The sequence below is a fragment of the Candidatus Syntrophosphaera thermopropionivorans genome, assembly GCF_004353895.1.
Lineage (GTDB): Bacteria > Cloacimonadota > Cloacimonadia > Cloacimonadales > Cloacimonadaceae > Syntrophosphaera > Syntrophosphaera thermopropionivorans.
This window is the reverse complement of sequence record NZ_SMOG01000011.1, coordinates 13,864-31,772: the sequence shown is the minus strand read 5'-3', so window position 1 is coordinate 31,772 and position 17,909 is coordinate 13,864. Positions and strand designations below refer to the sequence as shown.

The following is a 17,909-nucleotide window of genomic DNA, read 5'->3' as shown; positions in this document are numbered from 1 at the left end:
GTTACTTACTTATCCATAAATGCATCTGCTTTGATGTGCCAAATTTTATTAATAATAATATAATGCATTCGAGTCAATCATAGTTTCCATGTCAAGTATTTTTTCTTTCTCATCCTAACCTATCCTTATTTGTCAGCATACAGGGTATTGCTTTCCTGGCTCTGGATCAATGATCACATCTGTAACAAGGAGATAGCATGACCGAAGCATTGATAAACCAAATAAAAGCTCAGCTAGTCATACATGAGTATCTACGGCTGAAGCCATACCGCCATACTGCAGGCCAATTGACAATCGGTATCGGCCGTAATCTGGATGTTTGTGGTATTTCCCAGAAAGAAGCCTATGCAGTGCTGGATCGAGATATCCTAGCCTGGAAAACCGTAAGGTTTTTCTCTAGGGGAGGTGAGATGTCCTCATCTCGCCAAGCTGTAAGGCTTTTCTTTCTTTAGTTATTATATAGACAAAGAATATAAATCTTAGCTTTTTAGTACCTTTTAACAACAAGCTCCTTCGGAGCTTCATAAACGGGGACGTTTATGACCCCTTATAAAAAAATCCTGCGGAGTTTGAAACAAGGGGGACCTTGTTCCACCAATAAACGATGAGGACATCGTTCCACCAGTAAGTTCCAATGTGGCATAGGAAATATTGAAAAGATAAATAATAATTGACAGGGATAGGGATATCTTTTATAAATATCGCAAAGAAATTTAATTAGGAGGCGAGGGAAATGAAGGACTTAGAATCAGGAAACTGGCGTGTTGAGAAGTTTAGAAAAGAGGAAGGTCAGAAGGAAAAGAAATGGAGCATATATATCTGTCCACTCATAGCCTTACTTTTAGTCATTGGTGGGATTTTTCATATAGAATATTCTTTTTATATTTTTCTGCGAGTTGTTGTTTTTATTGCAGCCATCTATCTCATTTATCTTCACTTTAAACTTTATAAAATGAGGTCTATCTTCATATATTTGTTTATCTTAACTGCCCTTATATTTAATCCGTTTATTATGTTTAAATTTAAAAAAGGTATCTGGACTGTTATAGATATTATCGCAGCTATTATCTTCATTCTTCCTTTATTCAATCGGCGTTTATGGGAAAACTAAAGTAAACCTCTTTTCAATTAATTGAATAACTTATTTCAGTTCCTGCTTAATAGTCTCTTGGTATCACTTCTTAATCAAGTGTTAATCAAGCGTTAACTATTTAAGACTTGATTAACGAGTGATTAACGCTTGATGGAAATTATGAGTTACGAACTACCTGAAAAATAAAAAATTACATTGCATTTGAGATAGATATAAAAAAGAAGGGGATGCAGCTAAATTATTCTGCATCCCCTGATTCAGTCCTTAATTCAATATAGTTTTACGATATTACTTTCTTAATCTTTCCCCAACCTGAAACATACTTGGAGGTTTTGATTTCATTAATTCCTTATAATTTATGAACTTACATTCTTCTTCTTTATCTGACGAAAGAAAGATTATGGGATAGTCCATCCACCATCAATAACCAGCTCTGCTCCAGTGGTATAAGAGCTTTCATCACTGGCTAAATAAAGTGCTCCATAAGCGACCTCTATGGGTTTTCCAATGCGCTTCATAGGGATTATCTGAATTATATCAGAAGTAGTTTCTTCCATTTTAGAAGGCTTATCCAGTGCAGTTTCCGTAATTGTAGTGGCAATAGCACCTGGGAATATGGTATTAACCCGGATATTGTCCTTCGCAAATTCAATGGCAGCAGTTTTACTTAAAATTCTGATAGCTCCTTTAGTAGATTGATAAGCAGCTGAGGTTCCAGTTCCTATTAAAGCGTAAACCGAGGAGATATTGATGATAGAACCTCCACCTGCTTTTCTCATTAAGGGGACAATATACTTCATACCCAGCCAGGTGCCAGTTTGATTAACGCTTATCACTTTATTCCATATCTCCATAGTGGTCTCTTCCACACCACTCACACTAAAAATACCAGCGTTATTCACCAGCACATCCACCTTCCCAAAAGTTTTTTCCGCTTCTTCGGCAACCTTTTTCCACTCCTCTTCAGAAGCCACATTATGTTTAAGAGCCAACACTTTCGTTCCCAAAGCTTGAAGGTCGGAAGCAACTTTTTCCAGATTGGTATAGTCTACATCAGTGATAATTAAAGACGCACCTTCTTCAGCAAAAAGGCGAGCTTCTGCTTCTCCCATACCCTTTGCTGCTCCGGTGATAAGGGCAACTTTGTTATTAAGTCTGTTCATTTTATTTTCTCCTTTAATATCCTACTTATATTGTATGATATCATCTATAATATAATTTCTGGTTTTTATCTTGGCAAATTATTTTTTTAAAAAATGGGGGAAAAGTAATCAGAAAGTGATGGAAAAATTGGACAAAAAGGGAAAAGAAGGAATTTAAGTTTGACAGAAAGGAAAATTAGAAAAACTTAGTATAAAGCATAAAAAAATGTTAATAGAAGTAAAGAAGGAATGATGTTAATTGACTTAATCAAAAGAAACCGCAGCTATCGGTGTTTTGATGAAAGCAAACGGATATCCAGAGAGGAATTGCTGGAGATGGTAAATGCGGCACGTCTTTCTTCCAGTGCCAGGAATTTACAGCCTTTGCGCTACCGTTTAGTTTATAAAAAAGAGGAATGTGATTTTGTGTTTTCAAATTTGCATTTTGCTCGTTCTTTGCAAAATTGGAAAGGTCCCCAGGAAGGTGAACATCCCGCTGCCTATATAATACTATTACTTCCGAAAGATGCAGGCAATATGCAATATATAGATACAGGTATTGCCGCTCAGAGTATAACTTTAAGTGCGGTAGAAAAAGGATATGGATGCTGTAATCTTGGCTCAGTAGAAAAAGAGGAATTGCATTATTATTTTATGTTTCCTGAAGATAGAGATATTGCGTTGGTGATTGCTTTAGGAGTTCCTATAGACCAGGTAGTGCTGGAAGAATCCAAAAATCCAGAAGATATAGAATATTGGAGAGATGAAAATAATGTGCATCATACTCCTAAACTGAAACTTGAAGATATAGTGCTTCCAGAGGTTCATCGCTGAAAAAGAAATGGATCTAAGGGATAATTTTACTATAGAAAAGTTATATTAAACCAAAAGGAAAGTTTAGGCAAAAGCTTTGTAAAATACAGGGAAAATAGATGAATGAGTTCTTAAATAAAATTCAGAAGTTCAGATTCAATCTCAATCTGCAGGTAGTTTTGCGTTGTTTGATAGTGGCTATTGTTTTTTTTATGCTGGGAATTCATATCTACTATCTGGTGTGGTTGAATGTATCTGCTCAATCTGTGGTTTTAATCTATTTGAACTATATTTTACGCTTTGGGCTAATCTTTTTAATTATCTTGATTTTCTATCGGGGGATCAAGCATTTTTATCGCATAGGACAAACTGCACGCTGGCTGGATAAACAGACAGAACATCAGGATGACCTATATCAAAATCTTTATGAACTCTATCAGCAAAAGGAAGATGAATCCATATTAAAAGTGCTTGCCTCACAAGCAACAGAAAGGTTAAAATCGGTTTCTTATAGGTTACCGAAACTTTTTCCAGCTGATTTATGGTTTCTCATACTTTTTCTTTTAATTGGAATAGGAAGCGTTTGGAGCTTTTCTGCTGACACTTTTCGCTATGCAATGAAGCAATTCGCTGCCATCACACCGGAAACGGTTGCCTATAAATCCACCATTGATGTTATTCCTGGAAATATCACTCTTGGAAGAGGTCAGCAATTAGTAATCCAGGTAGTAGAGCCTGATACACGCTTGCATCACAGGCTATTTTATCGCTGGGATGAAAATTGGAGGGAATTAGGATTGAATAACTATTCCTATACTTTCCCTTCTCTGGAATATACTCTGGAATATTATGTGCAAAATGAAGTAGCAAAAAGTCCTGTTTATAGGGTAGAATGTCTGGATGAACCTTTTGTTAAAAGCTGGGTGATAGATTATCATTATCCTGCTTATACGGGATTAGGAAATGTTCGTGATACCCTGAGTTATGGCAATATAGAGGCTTTCAAACATACGGAAGTCATTCTTTCCATTTCTACTAATATTCCAATAAATAAAGCCATAATGCATTTCTCTGATGGCACTACGCAAACATTGCAGCAAGTTGATGCTAATGATTTTACTACCAGATTAAAAGTTTTATCTCCGAAAACCTGGTATCTGGAATTTAATGATATTCTGGGACGCTCTTCAGAACCAGAAGAGAAGACTATATCCATTATTCCTGATAATCCGCCTGAAATTCGTATCCTTTATCCAGGACAGGATGTTATGCTGGATCAAAGTTTGCAGCTTCCTTTAATCATATCAGCGAGTGATGATTTTGGATTGAAAAATTTGAGTCTTCACTATCAGGTTAATGACCATCCGGCTCAATCTATTATTTTGCAATCGGTTATTAATACTAAACTCTTTACCACCGACTATCATTTTGATATGAATAATCTGAACCTCCTGCCTGGGGATAATGTGACCTATTGGGCTGAAGTATACGATAATTCTCCTGACCATCAAAGTGCTCAAACACCTAAATATAAAGCACGCTTTCCCTCTATGGAAGAGATTTATAAAGAAATTGAACGATTACAAAATAAACAAACGCAGGATTTGCAATCCACTCTTAAAGAAGCACATAATCTGGAAAAAGATTTTGAGAAAAAAAGACTGGAATTGATGAAACAGGATAAAATAAGCTGGGAAGATGCTAAACAGCTGGAAAAGATGCTTAATACTCAGGAGAAACTCACTGAACAGGTGGAAAACATAGCTCAAGACTATCAACAATTGATAGATAAGCTAAAAGCCAATGAAGCCCTTTCAGCTGAGACTCTCCAGAAAATGCAAAGAATACAAGAATTGATGCAGGAAATAAATACTGATGAGCTTAGAGAGGCAATGAGTAAGGTTAATGAGGCTTTAAGAAATCTGAAACCGGAAGACCTCCGCAAAGCAATGGAAAACCTTAAATTCTCCATGGAGGATTTCAATAAAAAGATAGATCAAACCCTCCAGCTCTTGGAAAGTATAAAAAAAGAGCAGGCACTGGATAAAGCATTACAAATCTCTAAAGAGATGGAAAAGATGCAAAGTGCCTTGATGGATAAAACTCAGGATCCCACTCAAAGTAATGAACAACTTGCGCAGGAACAAAAAAATATTGCTGATAAATTGGACAATCTTAAGGAAGCTATGGAACAGGCTAACCAATTGCTGGATCCTTCAAAAGATAAACAGATAAAGCAGGATTTGAACGACTTAATGCAGGAAATGAATAACGGACAATTAAGTCAAAATCTGCAACAAAGCCAGCAACAATTACAACAGAATCAGCGTTCCGCTGCCAGTCAATCGCAATCTCAAGCCCTGGAAAAGATGCGACAATTTACCAAAAGGTTAAGTGATATGAAGAATGCTATGAGTGGTAGCAGTCAACAGGAAGTGGTCAATGCTATGCAAAAAGCCATTAGAGAATTGTTAATCTTTTCCAAACAGCATGAATCTCTCAAGGCAAGATATAGTCAGGACCCTTATCTCATCATTCCAGACCTTATAGCGGAATATGAAGGTATGCAGATGTCCTTGAATAAACTTTTTAGTATACCTCAGGTCACTATGTTTATACCTCCCAAATTTTATATGGATTTAAGTGATACGGATAGGAGTTTTAAGGAAATCTTTAATAGTGTGAATCAGCTGCAGTATTACCAGATTCCTCAGCAACTGGAAAATATTCAAAAGGGCTTGAACCTGATGGTCTATGATTTGATGCAGACTTTAAATAATCCTTCTGCTGGAATGGGTGGTGGTTCTGGAATGCAATCTCTGCTTCAGATGCTGGAACAAATGGGTCAGGAACAGATGGCTATGAATATGCTTGCCGAACAACTTATGATGCAATTACAGCAACAAGGTGGCAGAATGGGGGCAGCTATGCAACAGCAGATGCAAAAACTTGCAGCTGAAGAAGAAAGATTAGCTGAAAATCTTAAGCGAGCTTTGCAAAACAGTCCCGAAGCACAAAAACAGGGTAATGCCATTCAGCAAATCATTGATGAAGTGGAAGCTGTAAGCCGACAACTGAAAAATAATCAACTAACCCCTGAAGTTCTCCAAAGTCAGGAACGCATTCTTTCTCGTCTTTTGGATGCTCAACGCTCAATAAATAAGCGAGAATTTTCCGAGAAAAGAAAAGGAGAAACTGCTAATCCAGAAATTAAACAGCAGGCAGTGGAAACAGATTATGAAACTCTTCGGCGTAAAGCAATGCTGGATGATACCTATAGACTTTTTCCGCATGCCTATCAACAAGTTATCCTGAAATATTTAAAACTACTCAACGAATGATGTCTTGCAAAAAAATATCTTTAATCTTGATTTTCCTGAGTTTGTTCCTTTCTTTATTTGCTCAATACAATGAACGAGATATTCTCACTCAACAAGCCTTCCAGCTTCTGGGACAGAGAAAATTTGCCGAAGCAGAACAAGTCTTTCTTCAGATTCTGGATAAATATCCTAACGATTCCAATAGCGTGATTCAACTACTCAATATCTATTTTCAGACCTCGCAAATGGATAAAGCGGAAAATCTCTTACGACAGTATAGAAGGATATTACCTGCTAATCAAGCCACTGAACAAGAAATTTTACTCTTGATTATGCAAGGTAAACCAGATGAGGCAAAACAGAAAAGTGATGCCTATTTACTCAGTCAGAATTATAATCAAAATATTTGTCGTCTACTTGCTTCCTATTTTGAAAGAAGAGGATTTTATGAATATTCCTTGCAAATTTATCAAGAAGCAAGAAGAAGAAAAAATGACCCTGAACTTTTCCGTCTGGAGATTGCAAATGCTGCTCTAAATGCCAGTCTATTTGACCTTGCCCTGTCTGAATATCTGGCTTTTCTGGATAAAAATCCTGCCAATGTCTTTTTTATTACCAATCAGTGTAAGATTATTCTGAATCAGAATCCAGAATGTATATCCACTATAGCGGATTATGCTGAAAGCAGTGCTAATCCTGTAATTAAAGAACTCTATGCCAATATCTTGGTTTCTCAGAAACAATACTTAACAGCTTTGGAAGTGTATAAATCCTTACCCCAAGACCGTCTGGTTAACTTTGCGGAACAACAATATAATGCTGGAAATGATGAGATTGCGTTGCTGGCTTTCCAATACTTGCAAAGCGTTATTTCCGATTCTTTTACCAAAAATTCCTATCGCTTAAGAGAGGCTTTGGTTCACTACAGAAATGGAAGATATGAAGCAACTCAAGAGACCCTTAATCAGATTTTAGCTGATTCTTTAATGACGGAACGACCTTATATCTATCGTCAAAGTGTGAATATGAATGCGAGAAAATTGATGGCTGAAACAACCTTGGCTCTGGAACATAATCCGCAAAAGGCAGAATATTGGTATACGGAAGCAAAAAAATTCTGTGCTAACGCTTATGAGATTCAAAATATTGACCTGGCTCTGGCTCGGTTGAAACTCACTCAGGAAGATTATCCATCTGCTTTGAAAATTCTAAACTCTATTCAGGAGCCTATTTTACGAGAAACTCGTGACTACCTTCTTTTTAATCTGGAATTGCTTCAAGGAAATATAGAGGTAGCCGATAGTCTGATGAATAATTTCGTTATCCGCTTCCCCCAAAGTCCTTATGTCAATGATGCTGTCTATCAGATGATGTTTGTTCTCGGTTTGGATAAAACTCAACAACAGCAATTCTTTATTGCCACTCGTCTTATGATGCTGCAGAATCCAGCTTGTGTGGATACTTTATTAGCCATTTTTGAAAATACTCAGGATGAGGAGATACTCATTTTAGCCGCAGAATGGTCTATTTTATTGAATCAAAGAGAAAAGGCTAAAACTATTTTAGAACATAGCTGGCAAGACCCTATCTGTAATGAATATGCAGAACTGTTAAAATTGAGCTTAACTGAAGATGGGGAACAGATGCAAAGAATGGCACGAGATTTCTTAAAATCCAATCCAGGAAGCATCTTTGCACCTAAATTCCGTCAATATATAACTCGTCAAGAGCTGAGACCTCTTCAATTTTAAGGGCTTAATAACATATAGATTTTAAAGGAGATTGAGAGGAATAATTGACATATTATTGTTTCTAAGATTCTTGGACTCACTCAAATTAAACTAAGGATGCTTTGATGTATAAAGAACCCTATTCCTTTAATTTAAAAAGATATATGGAACCGGAACGGTTTGAGCGTTTTAAAGAATATGCTCAAACACTGGATAGTCCGGTACTCATAATAGACTTGGATATAGTTGAAGCAAAATATAATGAATTGAAAGATAGCTTTGCCAATTTGCAGATATATTATGCTGTGAAAGCCAATCCAATGAATGAGATAATACATTTACTGGATAGACTTGGGGCAAACTTTGATGTGGCTTCTTCATATGAATTGAGACATCTTTTGAATTTAGGTATTTCACCTGAACGCATAAGCTATGGCAACACAATCAAGAAAGCGAAAGATATCCGTTTCTTTTATGAACAAGGAGTGCAGATTTTTGTTACAGATAGTGAAAATGACTTAAAAAAGATAGCTGAAAATGCTCCGGGTTCAAAGGTATATTTTAGACTTTTAACTGAAGGTAGTGGTGCTGATTGGCCCCTGTCTCGTAAATTTGGAGCTCATCCAGATATGATTTATAGCCTTATTCTGCAAGCAGTAGAACTCGGATTAGAGCCCTGGGGAGTTTCTTTTCATGTGGGGTCACAACAAAGAGATATAGGACAATGGGATGATGCCATAGCACGATGTAAATATATCTTTGATGCTGCACTGGAAGAAGGAATAGAACTAAAAATGATTAATCTGGGAGGTGGCTATCCTGCTAATTATGTTGACCCTACCTTCTCTTTCCAGGAGTATAGCACTGAAATACAACGCTTTATCTTTGAGGATTTTGGAGACCATCCACCTCAGCTGGTAATGGAACCAGGAAGATCTCTGGTAGCTGATGCTGGAATCATCGTTGCGGAAGTAGTTAATATTGCCACCAAAGCTAAAAATAATCTTTATAAATGGGTATATCTGGATGTGGGGAAATTTAACGGTTTAATTGAAACTATTGATGAATCTATCAAATTCCCTATCTACTTTGAAAGAGAAGGTCTGGCAGATGAGGTTATTCTCGCTGGTCCTACCTGCGATAGTATGGATATAATGTATGAAAATTACAAATACAAAATGCCTGATACCACTCAACCTGGAGATAAAGTGTACATTTTCACCACAGGTGCTTACACACAGACCTATTCTTCGGTAAATTTTAATGGTTTTCCACCACTAAAGGCTGTAGTTTTACCCAAAAAGTAAATATCTGGAGGCTAAATTATGGAAAGATTACCAGTTGAAACCTTGAAAAACTTTATGGTTGAGGTTTTTAAACGCTCAGGTGTTCCTGAAGAAGATGCGGAAATATGCTCTGAAGTCCTTATTGCCAGTGACTTAAGAGGAATTGAATCCCACGGTATTGGTCGTTTAAAAATGTATTATGACCGCATAAAAGCAGGGATTCAGGAACCAGTTACCAGAATTGAGGTTATAAAAGACAAAGCAGCTACCGCTGTCTGGGATGGCAATAATGGTATGGGACAAGTTATAAGTTTTAGAGCAATGGAAACTGCTATAGAAAAAGCAAAGCAATTTGGATTAGGTGCTGTAGCCGTGCGTAATTCCACTCATTTTGGCATCTGTGGATATTATGCCAATATGGCATGTCAGGAAAATATGATGGGTCTGATCTTTACTAATGCTCGTCCCTCGGTCTGTCCTACTTTTGGTGTAGAACCCCTTTTAGGAACCAATCCTATCTGTTTTGGTGCACCCACGGATTTAGCTTTTCCTTTTATCTATGATGCTGCAACCTCTATCACGCAAAGAGGGAAAATAGAACAATATGCCAGAGAAGAAAAGGAAACTCCGGTAGGATGGGCTATTGATCTGGAAGGAAAACCTTATACAGATACCAATCATCTTCTGGTTGATTTAGTTAAACAACAAGCTTCCTTGCTTCCCTTAGGTGGAACTGATGAACTTACGGGAAGCCATAAAGGATATGGTCTCGCTACAATGGTAGAAATCCTGTGTGCAGCTCTTCAAAATGGTTGTTTTTTAGACCAATTATTAGGTCAGGATGAAAATGGTAAAGCAGCACCCTATAAACTCGGTCATTTCTTTATGGCTATTAATATAGAGTTTTTTACTGATCTGGATAGTTTTAAAAAGACTACGGGAGATATCTGTCGTAGATTGCAAAATTCTCTAACTTTTCCTGGTCAAAATCGTATCTGGGTAGCAGGTGAAAAAGAATATGAAAAAGAGATAGAAGTAAGAAGAGAAGGCATTCCTGTAATTCCAAATTTAAGAAAAGATATAGAAGTAATGCAAAAAGAACTGAATATAGTTCCTCCTGTTATTTAATCCTTGCTTTGTTGTTAGATAAGGATTAATATATTGATAAATAACTAAAAAAAGGAGTCTATAATGAAAAAAGTGTTATTAATACTCGTTCCCCTGTTAGTGGTCAGTTTATTGGCCGCAATTGATTTTGAATTTGATGGGGAAAATCGTACTCGTGGTGCCCTCTATAATAGTGCAAATGAAAAGGACGGAAGTCATATAGACAACCGTACCTTGCTCGGTATCAATGCCTTGTATCGTCCTAATTTATCTATGAGAGCCACTTTACAATTTGGCGATGTCGTATGGGGAGGTTCAGGTGGTTCCATACCAGCTTCAGTTCCGATTAATGCCTATGAACTTTATCTCAATTATCGGTTTAGAAACACTAATTTTAGAATCGGACAACAATACTGGAAAGACAATATGAGTTTGATTCTGGATGACACTTTTTCCGGCATTATGGTATCTAATGACAATTTAGCGGGATTTAAGACTGAAGTGGGATGGATTAAAGCCTTAGAAAAGAACAGATTTGATTCAGACGATTATAACTATTTATTGCTTAATATGCAAAAGAGAGCTACCATACCTTGGGGTCTTTATGCATCTCTGGGTTGGGATGCAGATTATGTAAATACAAACAAAGATTACACTCATATTACCTTGATGCCCTATTTAAGCTATGATTCAGGCGCACTAACTTGTAATGCCAATGTGTTTATGGGACTTCATTTTGTAGAGGATGCAGATACAGAAGTTGGTATTGGAGCTGCAGTTAAAGCTGATGCTAATGTTGGTCCTGTTGTAGTTAGCGGAGATGTATTATTTGCTACGGAAAATGGTATCGCAGTTCTTTCTCCATATTACCAGAATGGCCTTTATATTTATGGTATTAATATAAACAACGATGCCTTAAACCTTTACTGGAACAATCCCTATAGCTGGAATAATGACACTATGCTTTCTTTAGTTGGTAAAGTTAAAGGTGATATTACCCGCAATGTTTCCGCTTTTGGAGCTGCAGGAATAGTAATAGATAATGGTTTTGAAATTAACGGTGGTGTAGAATTTAAGCTTATTCCCAATGTTCTTTCCTTAACCGGTTATGCTGCTTTGGGCATTGGAACAGATGATGGTCCAACTAACTATGCTATCGGAACCACTTTAAAGATGAACCTCAAAGATTAATCTATCATTGATTATAAAAAAATCCCGGGACTTATGACCCGGGATTTTTTATATTCTGAAAGAAAGACTATTTCATCAAAATCATCTTAAGAGTATGATGCTCATTTCCAGTTTCCACTCTGAGCAGATAAATGCCACTGGCTGCTGAACGACCATTGCTATCCTTCCCATTCCAATGAAATGTATGCTGACCTGCAGATAATTTTCCATCATACAAAGTCGTTACCTTCTGTCCGCGAATATTGTATATATTGATTTTTACATTATTATTAGTAGTGGTGGAAAAAGAAATATTAACCTCAGGATTAAAGGGATTAGGATAGATTTTTAGACCTTTTATAGGACTTTGCACAAAGTCATCAATGCCTACTTGATAATTGCTTACCCTTATATAACCTTCGTAAATCCCCGGAGCTGGAGGAGTCCAGATAAAGTTATTTGAAGTACCTACAATATAGGAAACATCATCTAACATCATCATAATTTGCCAAGAAGGAGTAGTCCCCTGCACTTCAAAATTGAAGGTTATTGGTTCCAAAGAGACTGCTTCCAAACGGATGTTCCAGAATTTCTGTTCTTTAGGTTGAGTGAATTCTGCTTTATACTCACTATATAAGTTCCAGCTATCCGTACTATCAGCATTAGGAAGATTTATCCAGAGTGAATTTGTCTCCAGATAAGGTAAGGGAAATGGTTTCAGAAGATCATATTTAAAATCATAGTCATCTGTTGCGTTTTTATGTAATCCAAGTTCAATGGAATTTGGTGCACCCTCATTCATTACGACTTTAAGCTTGAATCCTGGTTCCGAAGGGCTTATAGAAGGTCCATTAAAGAAAGGATAGAATCTGATTATTGGCTGTAAATCTTCCGTTCCATCATATCTAATAAAGAAAGCTTCCCAGGGTTCTATTCGTGTGACGGGTTCATAGATTCCATTACGATAAACATAAACTGCTCGAGAAATCAGATTTTGCGCCAGTACTTCACTAAAATTGAATAGTTCTCCTCGCATTAGGAAGCTTAAATCTTCAAGATTATAAGCACAAAGATGTGGATTGGGAATAAAATTCCAACCGGGAACTAAATTGAGTGAATATTCGTTACTTTGAATAGGGAAGGTTCCGCTATAAAAAGATACTTCATCACTAAAAACACAATACGCTTTCCCGAAATCGTAATCTTCGGTTGGAATCCATAAACCTTCCGGACTTAATTCATAAGCTTGAGACTCTCCAAAAACCTGATTAAAACTTAAACCTGAATTTAACCAAGGATTAGAACGCATCTTCAACCCGGGCTCATTATATGAAAGAATCATTTGAGGGACCAGAGAAAAATGATAATCAGACCAGAAACGTGTCCTTACCCCGTCAATAGCTACTGCATCTACGACAAAACAACAATCCTGCATCTCAGTAACATCATTGGGAACTGTCCAGGTGAAACTAAACTGATTATTGAGAATGGATGGACTGAGAAGTATACTGCCCGAGTCATTAATAATGGAAAGCTCCAGATGGTCTACCAGGAAAGGATATTGATAATTCCAGCTAAAATTAATGGTGGTCCCACCTTGATATATCTTATTAGCCATAGAAGTGATAAGCACTTTAGGTTGCATATTACCCCAGAATAATGTCATAGTGCGAATAGAGCTATTAGAATTTAAATATTGATAAGGTCCACTTAATAGATTATGGTAGGCGCCATTGCCTCCATCGTAGAGATATAGTTTTTCTGCACGATCAAAATTATCTGAAACACTGATGGTTAATGTTTGATTTATCTGATCAGAACGAGTTCGCATCACCCAAGTCTTCAATTCATTATCCAGATCGTAATCACCTTTGATTTCGCGGGAAAGATGAGTGCCATTAGTGCCCCAATACTGTTCCCAAAAAGCGTTCCAGACATAATTACTGGTTGGAGTTGATTTGGTCACATCCCAGTAATTATCAAATCCATCCGTGGCAAAAGGATTAGCACTAAAAGATATCTGGTCTGTTAGTGTGCCACTACTATTACTTATCGTAATCGTATGAATAGCTCTCGGTTCTGCTATAGCTGGAATATTGTAGAAAAATTCAACATTATACACATTGGTAGAGCTAATTTTATAGGTATAACGAGTTCTATTCATAACATCGTTATCCCACCATTCAAAAGAATAAGCAGAAGGATTGGATAAAGCTGGATTAGTTAGCCAAGAATCTACTAAAACATATTCACCATTTTCAACTTTACGATATATCTTAAAGCCTTGATTGTTCTGCTGAGCACCAATCTGCCAGTATAAACGAACAGTACTATCTAATCCATAGGCTGAGAAAGATGAAATTGTGACTGGAGCTAAGGAAGTGGTTACTTCATTAGATAAGCCTGAGTAGTTTTGATTTTTATCCCGTGCTCGGATTTTAAAATAATAATTGTAGGAATTATTCAATCCTGTCACTTCTATTCTTTCACAGTCCGGAGAAGCTAAAAAAGCATTATTATTGCGATCAAAGATTTGATAGTTAGATTCATCTATAGGTTCTGTCGCATAATAAATTTCATAACTATCAAAATCAAAAGCAGAGCCTTTTGTCCAGGTGAGAGTGACACTGTTTAAAGATTGATTAAATACTGCTAAATTGGAAGGAGCAATTGGTGGCTGACCATCATCCATCTGAAACATTGCCTCTAAGACGGGTTCTATATCATAAATCCATCTATCATAATATTCCAAAAAATGCGTAAAAAGATTATCCATATCCCATTTTCCCAGAAGTTCATTCCAGCCATAAAACCAATAGTAATTATGCAAGGATTCCCGGTAAGAATTGGGCAGCTCATCCATTTCTATATGAAAAAAAGGCTCAAAAACATCATAATCTGTTGTTCCTGCTTGAGAATAAAGCATTTGTTGATTTTCTGAATAAGCAGGCAAATCAATCTGATTATTAACTGGATAGGTATGCTCTCCATCAGTAAAAATAAAATCATGAATGCTATAATTTACAGCATAAAAATCGTTCAGATAGACATCATTATGTATTCCTACAGTATTTGAGGGAATCATTAGATGATGCCCATGATTAATCAAATCATTCTTTAAAGGAGATAAATCACGAATTGGAAGATTTGGACAAGGACGTGGATTTCCTGCAGAAATCTGGCAATTTGCATAACCCTGATGCCTGTTCCAATCATAAGAATGAATCTGGCAGGACCATTCTCTACAATGAAATGTGTCCCTTAAATAATCTGCAGCCTTTTTGTAGACATAATTAAAGGGATGAGTAGGATTACGTATAGCATCAGAAAGAGATTTGGAATTTGTATATGTACCTTGATTTGTCCATCTAACCTCCCTTCCTGCTCCATTTATCATTAAATGTTGTGCATCCCAAACATTAAAAGCCTGAAGTCCCATCCTCGGGGTGGGAAAATCATCACAAGGATGAGGAACGGTTACAATAACAGGTTTTGTGCCCTCAGGATAATAGATAAAAATACCCCAACCATACACAAAAGCGCCTGCTTCATCATCATATGGATCTTCCGTCCCATTATCATCATAATATTGCATATTGGGAATCTCACGAAGTATATAAAGAGTTTTGCCTGTATCAGTATCGTGGAATTCTACTATCTGATATGGACAATTATTATTATTTAAAATGGATTGAGCACCATTATAATCACCAGCAAAAAATAAAGAAAGCATATCGTTCCAGTAAACCAAATCACTGGCTGTGGGTAAGCTAAAGTCTCCAAAACCATTGGTCTGTCTGTCATAAGGTGCATATAAATTGTAATTAGGAATAGCAATTCCTTCTGCTAAATGGGAAATCCAATTATCATAAGCACAAGCAGGTTCATGCCCAGTTAGAAAATTATTTAAGGACCCTGTTTCTACTATTATTGCCTGTGTGAAAACGCATAGAGATAATAATATAAGAGCTAACCATAGCTTTCTCATTTCTTCCACCATTTTTGATATTTTTGCATATTTTTCATTTATCTACTTCAACTTATTAGTCAAGGATTTTTTGCTATATCACAATCACGGTTTTGAAAACCAATTTTACTCCGCATCCCTATTACTAATTAATATTCAGTTAATATAAACTCAGGAAGTTAGAGGATATTATTACCTATCTTATCTTAATAAACAGAAGAAATCCTATAAGCTTTATGAGTTCGTTACCCATAGAAGTCATATCAAATTGCGACTTTTAAATTTTTTTATAATTTTTCTTCGTGATTCTATCTAATTGATATAGTTTAACTTGAACGATAATAAACCAATTGCTAAGTCAATTCAATCAAAAAAAATGTATTTTTGTTCTTGACAAAAAAGCTTATATTATTCTTTATGATCTAACTGATATTTGATATTGTTAATTTAGCCTATGGATGTTCTTTAAAAGCTTTATAGAGTGGGGATGCGAGGAAAAGCTCTTGTCAATTTATTTGAATCTTTATTATGGAGAGTTTGATCCTGGCTCAGGACGAACGCTGGCGGCGTGGATTAGGCATGCAAGTCGGACGGTAGGGCTTTATCGTAAGATAGAGTTTGAGAGTGGCGAACGGGTGAGTAACACGTAGGAATCTACCCTTAAGACGGGGACAACCCAGGGAAACTTGGGCTAATACCGGATGAGAGTGCGAGAGATTGCATTTAAAAGGATGGCGAAAGTTGTCGCTTAGGGATGAGCCTGCGGTCTATTAGTTAGTTGGTGAGGTAAGAGCTCACCAAGGCGATGATAGATAGGCGGCCTTAACGGGTGGTCGCCCACACTGGGATTGAGATACGGCCCAGACTCCTACGGGAGGCAGCAGTCGAGAATAGTCTACAATGGCCGGAAGGCTGATAGTGCGACGCCGCGTGAACGAGGGAGCCCTTCGGGGTGTAAAGTTCTTTTCTATACGAGCAGTGCTATATATATGGATAGTATATATAGAGGGATAGTAGTATAGGAATAAGCAACGGCTAACTCCGTGCCAGCAGCCGCGGTAACACGGGGGTTGCGAGCGTTGTCCGGAATTACTAGGCGTAAAGGGCAGGTAGGCGGATCTACGAGTTTTTTGTTAAAGGCTACGGCTCAACTGTAGTAGAGCAGGAGATACTGTAGGTCTGGAATGCGGTAGGGGAAGACAGAATTCCTGGTGTAGCGGTGGAATGCGCAGAGATCAGGAGGAATACCGAAGGCGAAGGCAGTCTTCTAGGCCGTAATTGACGCTTAACTGCGAAGGTGTGGGGATCAAACAGGATTAGATACCCTGGTAGTCCACACAGTAAACGATAATCACTAGATGTCGGGTTCTAGATGGATTCGGTGTCGGAGCTAACGCGATAAGTGATTCGCCTGGGGAGTACGATCGCAAGGTTGAAACTCAAAGGAATTGACGGGGGCCCGCACAAGCGGTGGAGCATGTGGTTTAATTCGAGGCAACGCGAAGAACCTTACCCGGTTTTGACATCCACGGGAGGCTTCAGAGATGGAGCTGTGCCGGCGTAAGCTGGAGCCGTGAGACAGGTGCTGCATGGCTGTCGTCAGCTCGTGTCGTGAGATGTTGGGTTAAGTCCCGCAACGAGCGCAACCCTTGCCTTCAGTTACCATCATTAAGTTGGGGACTCTGGAGGGACCGCTGCGGTAACAACGCAGAGGAAGATGGGGACGACGTCAAGTCATCATGGTCCTTATGGCCGGGGCTACACACGTGCTACAATGGCAGTTACAGAGGGATGCGATTCAGTAATGAGGAGCGAAACTCAGAAAAGCTGCCGCAGTTCGGATTGAGGTCTGCAACTCGGCCTCATGAAGTCGGAATCGCTAGTAATCGCGCAACATCATGGCGCGGTGAATACGTTCCCGGGCCTTGTACACACCGCCCGTCAAGTCAGCCGAGTGGAGTGCACCCGAAGGAGGTGAGCTAACCCGCAAGGGAGGCAGCTTTCGAAGGTGTGCTTCGCGAGGAGGACTAAGTCGTAACAAGGTAGCCGTACCGGAAGGTGCGGCTGGATCACCTCCTTTATACGGTGACAATATTATGACTTAATGGTCTCAAACAAATCTCTATAGTCTTATTTTTTTTCTCGGGCTTGTAGCTCAGTTTGGTTAGAGCGCACGCCTGATAAGCGTGAGGTCGGCTGTTCAAGTCAGCCCAGGCCCACCAGTTCTTTTTCCTATCAATATATAGTGTAGCGGTGTGAGAGAATGCACACAGAAGGATAA

At 37.9% G+C, this 17,909-nt stretch carries 10 protein-coding genes, 1 tRNA gene and 1 rRNA gene; 10 read left to right on the top strand and 2 right to left on the bottom strand.

Translation table 11 applies throughout. From position 1 onward, the window contains the following. The first annotated feature begins 197 nt into the window (after positions 1-197). Together E0946_RS04435 and E0946_RS04430 are read left to right on the top strand one after the other, a co-directional pair. On the top strand, positions 198-452 hold the full coding sequence (locus E0946_RS04435) for a lysozyme family protein (protein ID WP_207930824.1): 255 nt from the start codon (positions 198-200) through the stop codon (positions 450-452). A gap of 281 nt (positions 453-733) precedes the next feature. Next, positions 734-1,111: a DUF6804 family protein gene (locus E0946_RS04430; protein ID WP_133201266.1), complete on the top strand. Its 378-nt coding sequence runs from the start codon at positions 734-736 to the stop codon at positions 1,109-1,111. Positions 1,112-1,491: 380 nt separating this feature from the next. On the opposite strand, the gene E0946_RS04425 is transcribed toward E0946_RS04430, so the two are convergent. Continuing rightward, a complete protein-coding gene (locus E0946_RS04425) occupies positions 1,492-2,256 on the bottom strand; it encodes an SDR family NAD(P)-dependent oxidoreductase (protein ID WP_133201265.1) in 765 nt (254 codons plus the stop codon). 228 nt (positions 2,257-2,484) lie between these two features. On the opposite strand from E0946_RS04425, the gene E0946_RS04420 reads away from it, so the two are divergent. The 6 genes from E0946_RS04420 (at position 2,485) to E0946_RS04395 (ending at position 11,682) form a co-directional block, all read left to right on the top strand. After that, positions 2,485-3,069, top strand: coding sequence for a nitroreductase family protein (locus E0946_RS04420; RefSeq protein ID WP_243713750.1), 585 nt, complete (start codon positions 2,485-2,487; stop codon positions 3,067-3,069). A 98-nt stretch (positions 3,070-3,167) separates the two neighbouring features. Further along, the gene (locus tag E0946_RS04415; RefSeq protein WP_133201264.1) at positions 3,168-6,389 is read left to right on the top strand and encodes a coiled-coil domain-containing protein; all 3,222 of its coding nucleotides are present in this window, start codon (positions 3,168-3,170) and stop codon (positions 6,387-6,389) included. After that, entirely contained in the window at positions 6,386-8,119 is a 1,734-nt protein-coding gene (locus tag E0946_RS04410; RefSeq protein WP_133201263.1) for a tetratricopeptide repeat protein, read from the top strand. The genes E0946_RS04415 and E0946_RS04410 overlap by 4 nt, the downstream gene beginning before the upstream one ends. Before the next feature lie 104 nt (positions 8,120-8,223). After that, positions 8,224-9,405, top strand: a complete 1,182-nt coding sequence (locus E0946_RS04405; protein ID WP_133201262.1) for a type III PLP-dependent enzyme — start codon at positions 8,224-8,226, stop codon at positions 9,403-9,405. 18 nt (positions 9,406-9,423) lie between these two features. After that, complete coding sequence (locus E0946_RS04400) at positions 9,424-10,512, top strand: Ldh family oxidoreductase (RefSeq protein WP_133201261.1); 1,089 nt, start codon at positions 9,424-9,426, stop codon at positions 10,510-10,512. Positions 10,513-10,575: 63 nt separating this feature from the next. Then, positions 10,576-11,682: a hypothetical protein gene (locus E0946_RS04395; protein ID WP_133201260.1), complete on the top strand. Its 1,107-nt coding sequence runs from the start codon at positions 10,576-10,578 to the stop codon at positions 11,680-11,682. 67 nt (positions 11,683-11,749) lie between these two features. Here the strand turns inward: E0946_RS04395 and E0946_RS04390 are convergent, their stop codons facing one another. Continuing rightward, entirely contained in the window at positions 11,750-15,661 is a 3,912-nt protein-coding gene (locus E0946_RS04390; protein WP_243713749.1) for a FlgD immunoglobulin-like domain containing protein, read from the bottom strand. Between the two features lie 492 nt (positions 15,662-16,153). Between E0946_RS04390 and E0946_RS04385 the strand changes: the two genes are divergently transcribed. Beyond that, positions 16,154-17,708: ribosomal RNA gene (locus E0946_RS04385) — 16S ribosomal RNA — on the top strand. Between the two features lie 64 nt (positions 17,709-17,772). Further along, a tRNA-Ile gene (locus tag E0946_RS04380) sits at positions 17,773-17,850 on the top strand. The last annotated feature ends 59 nt before the right edge of the window (positions 17,851-17,909 follow it).

What these genes read in the sequence shown, in the direction of transcription:
- E0946_RS04435 (WP_207930824.1), top strand. Translation starts at nt 198, where the DNA reads ATGACCGAAGCATTGATAAACCAAATAAAAGCTCAGCTAGTCATACAT.
- E0946_RS04430 (WP_133201266.1), top strand. Translation starts at nt 734, where the DNA reads ATGAAGGACTTAGAATCAGGAAACTGGCGTGTTGAGAAGTTTAGAAAA.
- E0946_RS04425 (WP_133201265.1), bottom strand. Translation starts at nt 2,256, where the DNA reads ATGAACAGACTTAATAACAAAGTTGCCCTTATCACCGGAGCAGCAAAG.
- E0946_RS04420 (WP_243713750.1), top strand. Translation starts at nt 2,485, where the DNA reads ATGATGTTAATTGACTTAATCAAAAGAAACCGCAGCTATCGGTGTTTT.
- E0946_RS04415 (WP_133201264.1), top strand. Translation starts at nt 3,168, where the DNA reads ATGAATGAGTTCTTAAATAAAATTCAGAAGTTCAGATTCAATCTCAAT.
- E0946_RS04410 (WP_133201263.1), top strand. Translation starts at nt 6,386, where the DNA reads ATGATGTCTTGCAAAAAAATATCTTTAATCTTGATTTTCCTGAGTTTG.
- E0946_RS04405 (WP_133201262.1), top strand. Translation starts at nt 8,224, where the DNA reads ATGTATAAAGAACCCTATTCCTTTAATTTAAAAAGATATATGGAACCG.
- E0946_RS04400 (WP_133201261.1), top strand. Translation starts at nt 9,424, where the DNA reads ATGGAAAGATTACCAGTTGAAACCTTGAAAAACTTTATGGTTGAGGTT.
- E0946_RS04395 (WP_133201260.1), top strand. Translation starts at nt 10,576, where the DNA reads ATGAAAAAAGTGTTATTAATACTCGTTCCCCTGTTAGTGGTCAGTTTA.
- E0946_RS04390 (WP_243713749.1), bottom strand. Translation starts at nt 15,661, where the DNA reads ATGGTGGAAGAAATGAGAAAGCTATGGTTAGCTCTTATATTATTATCT.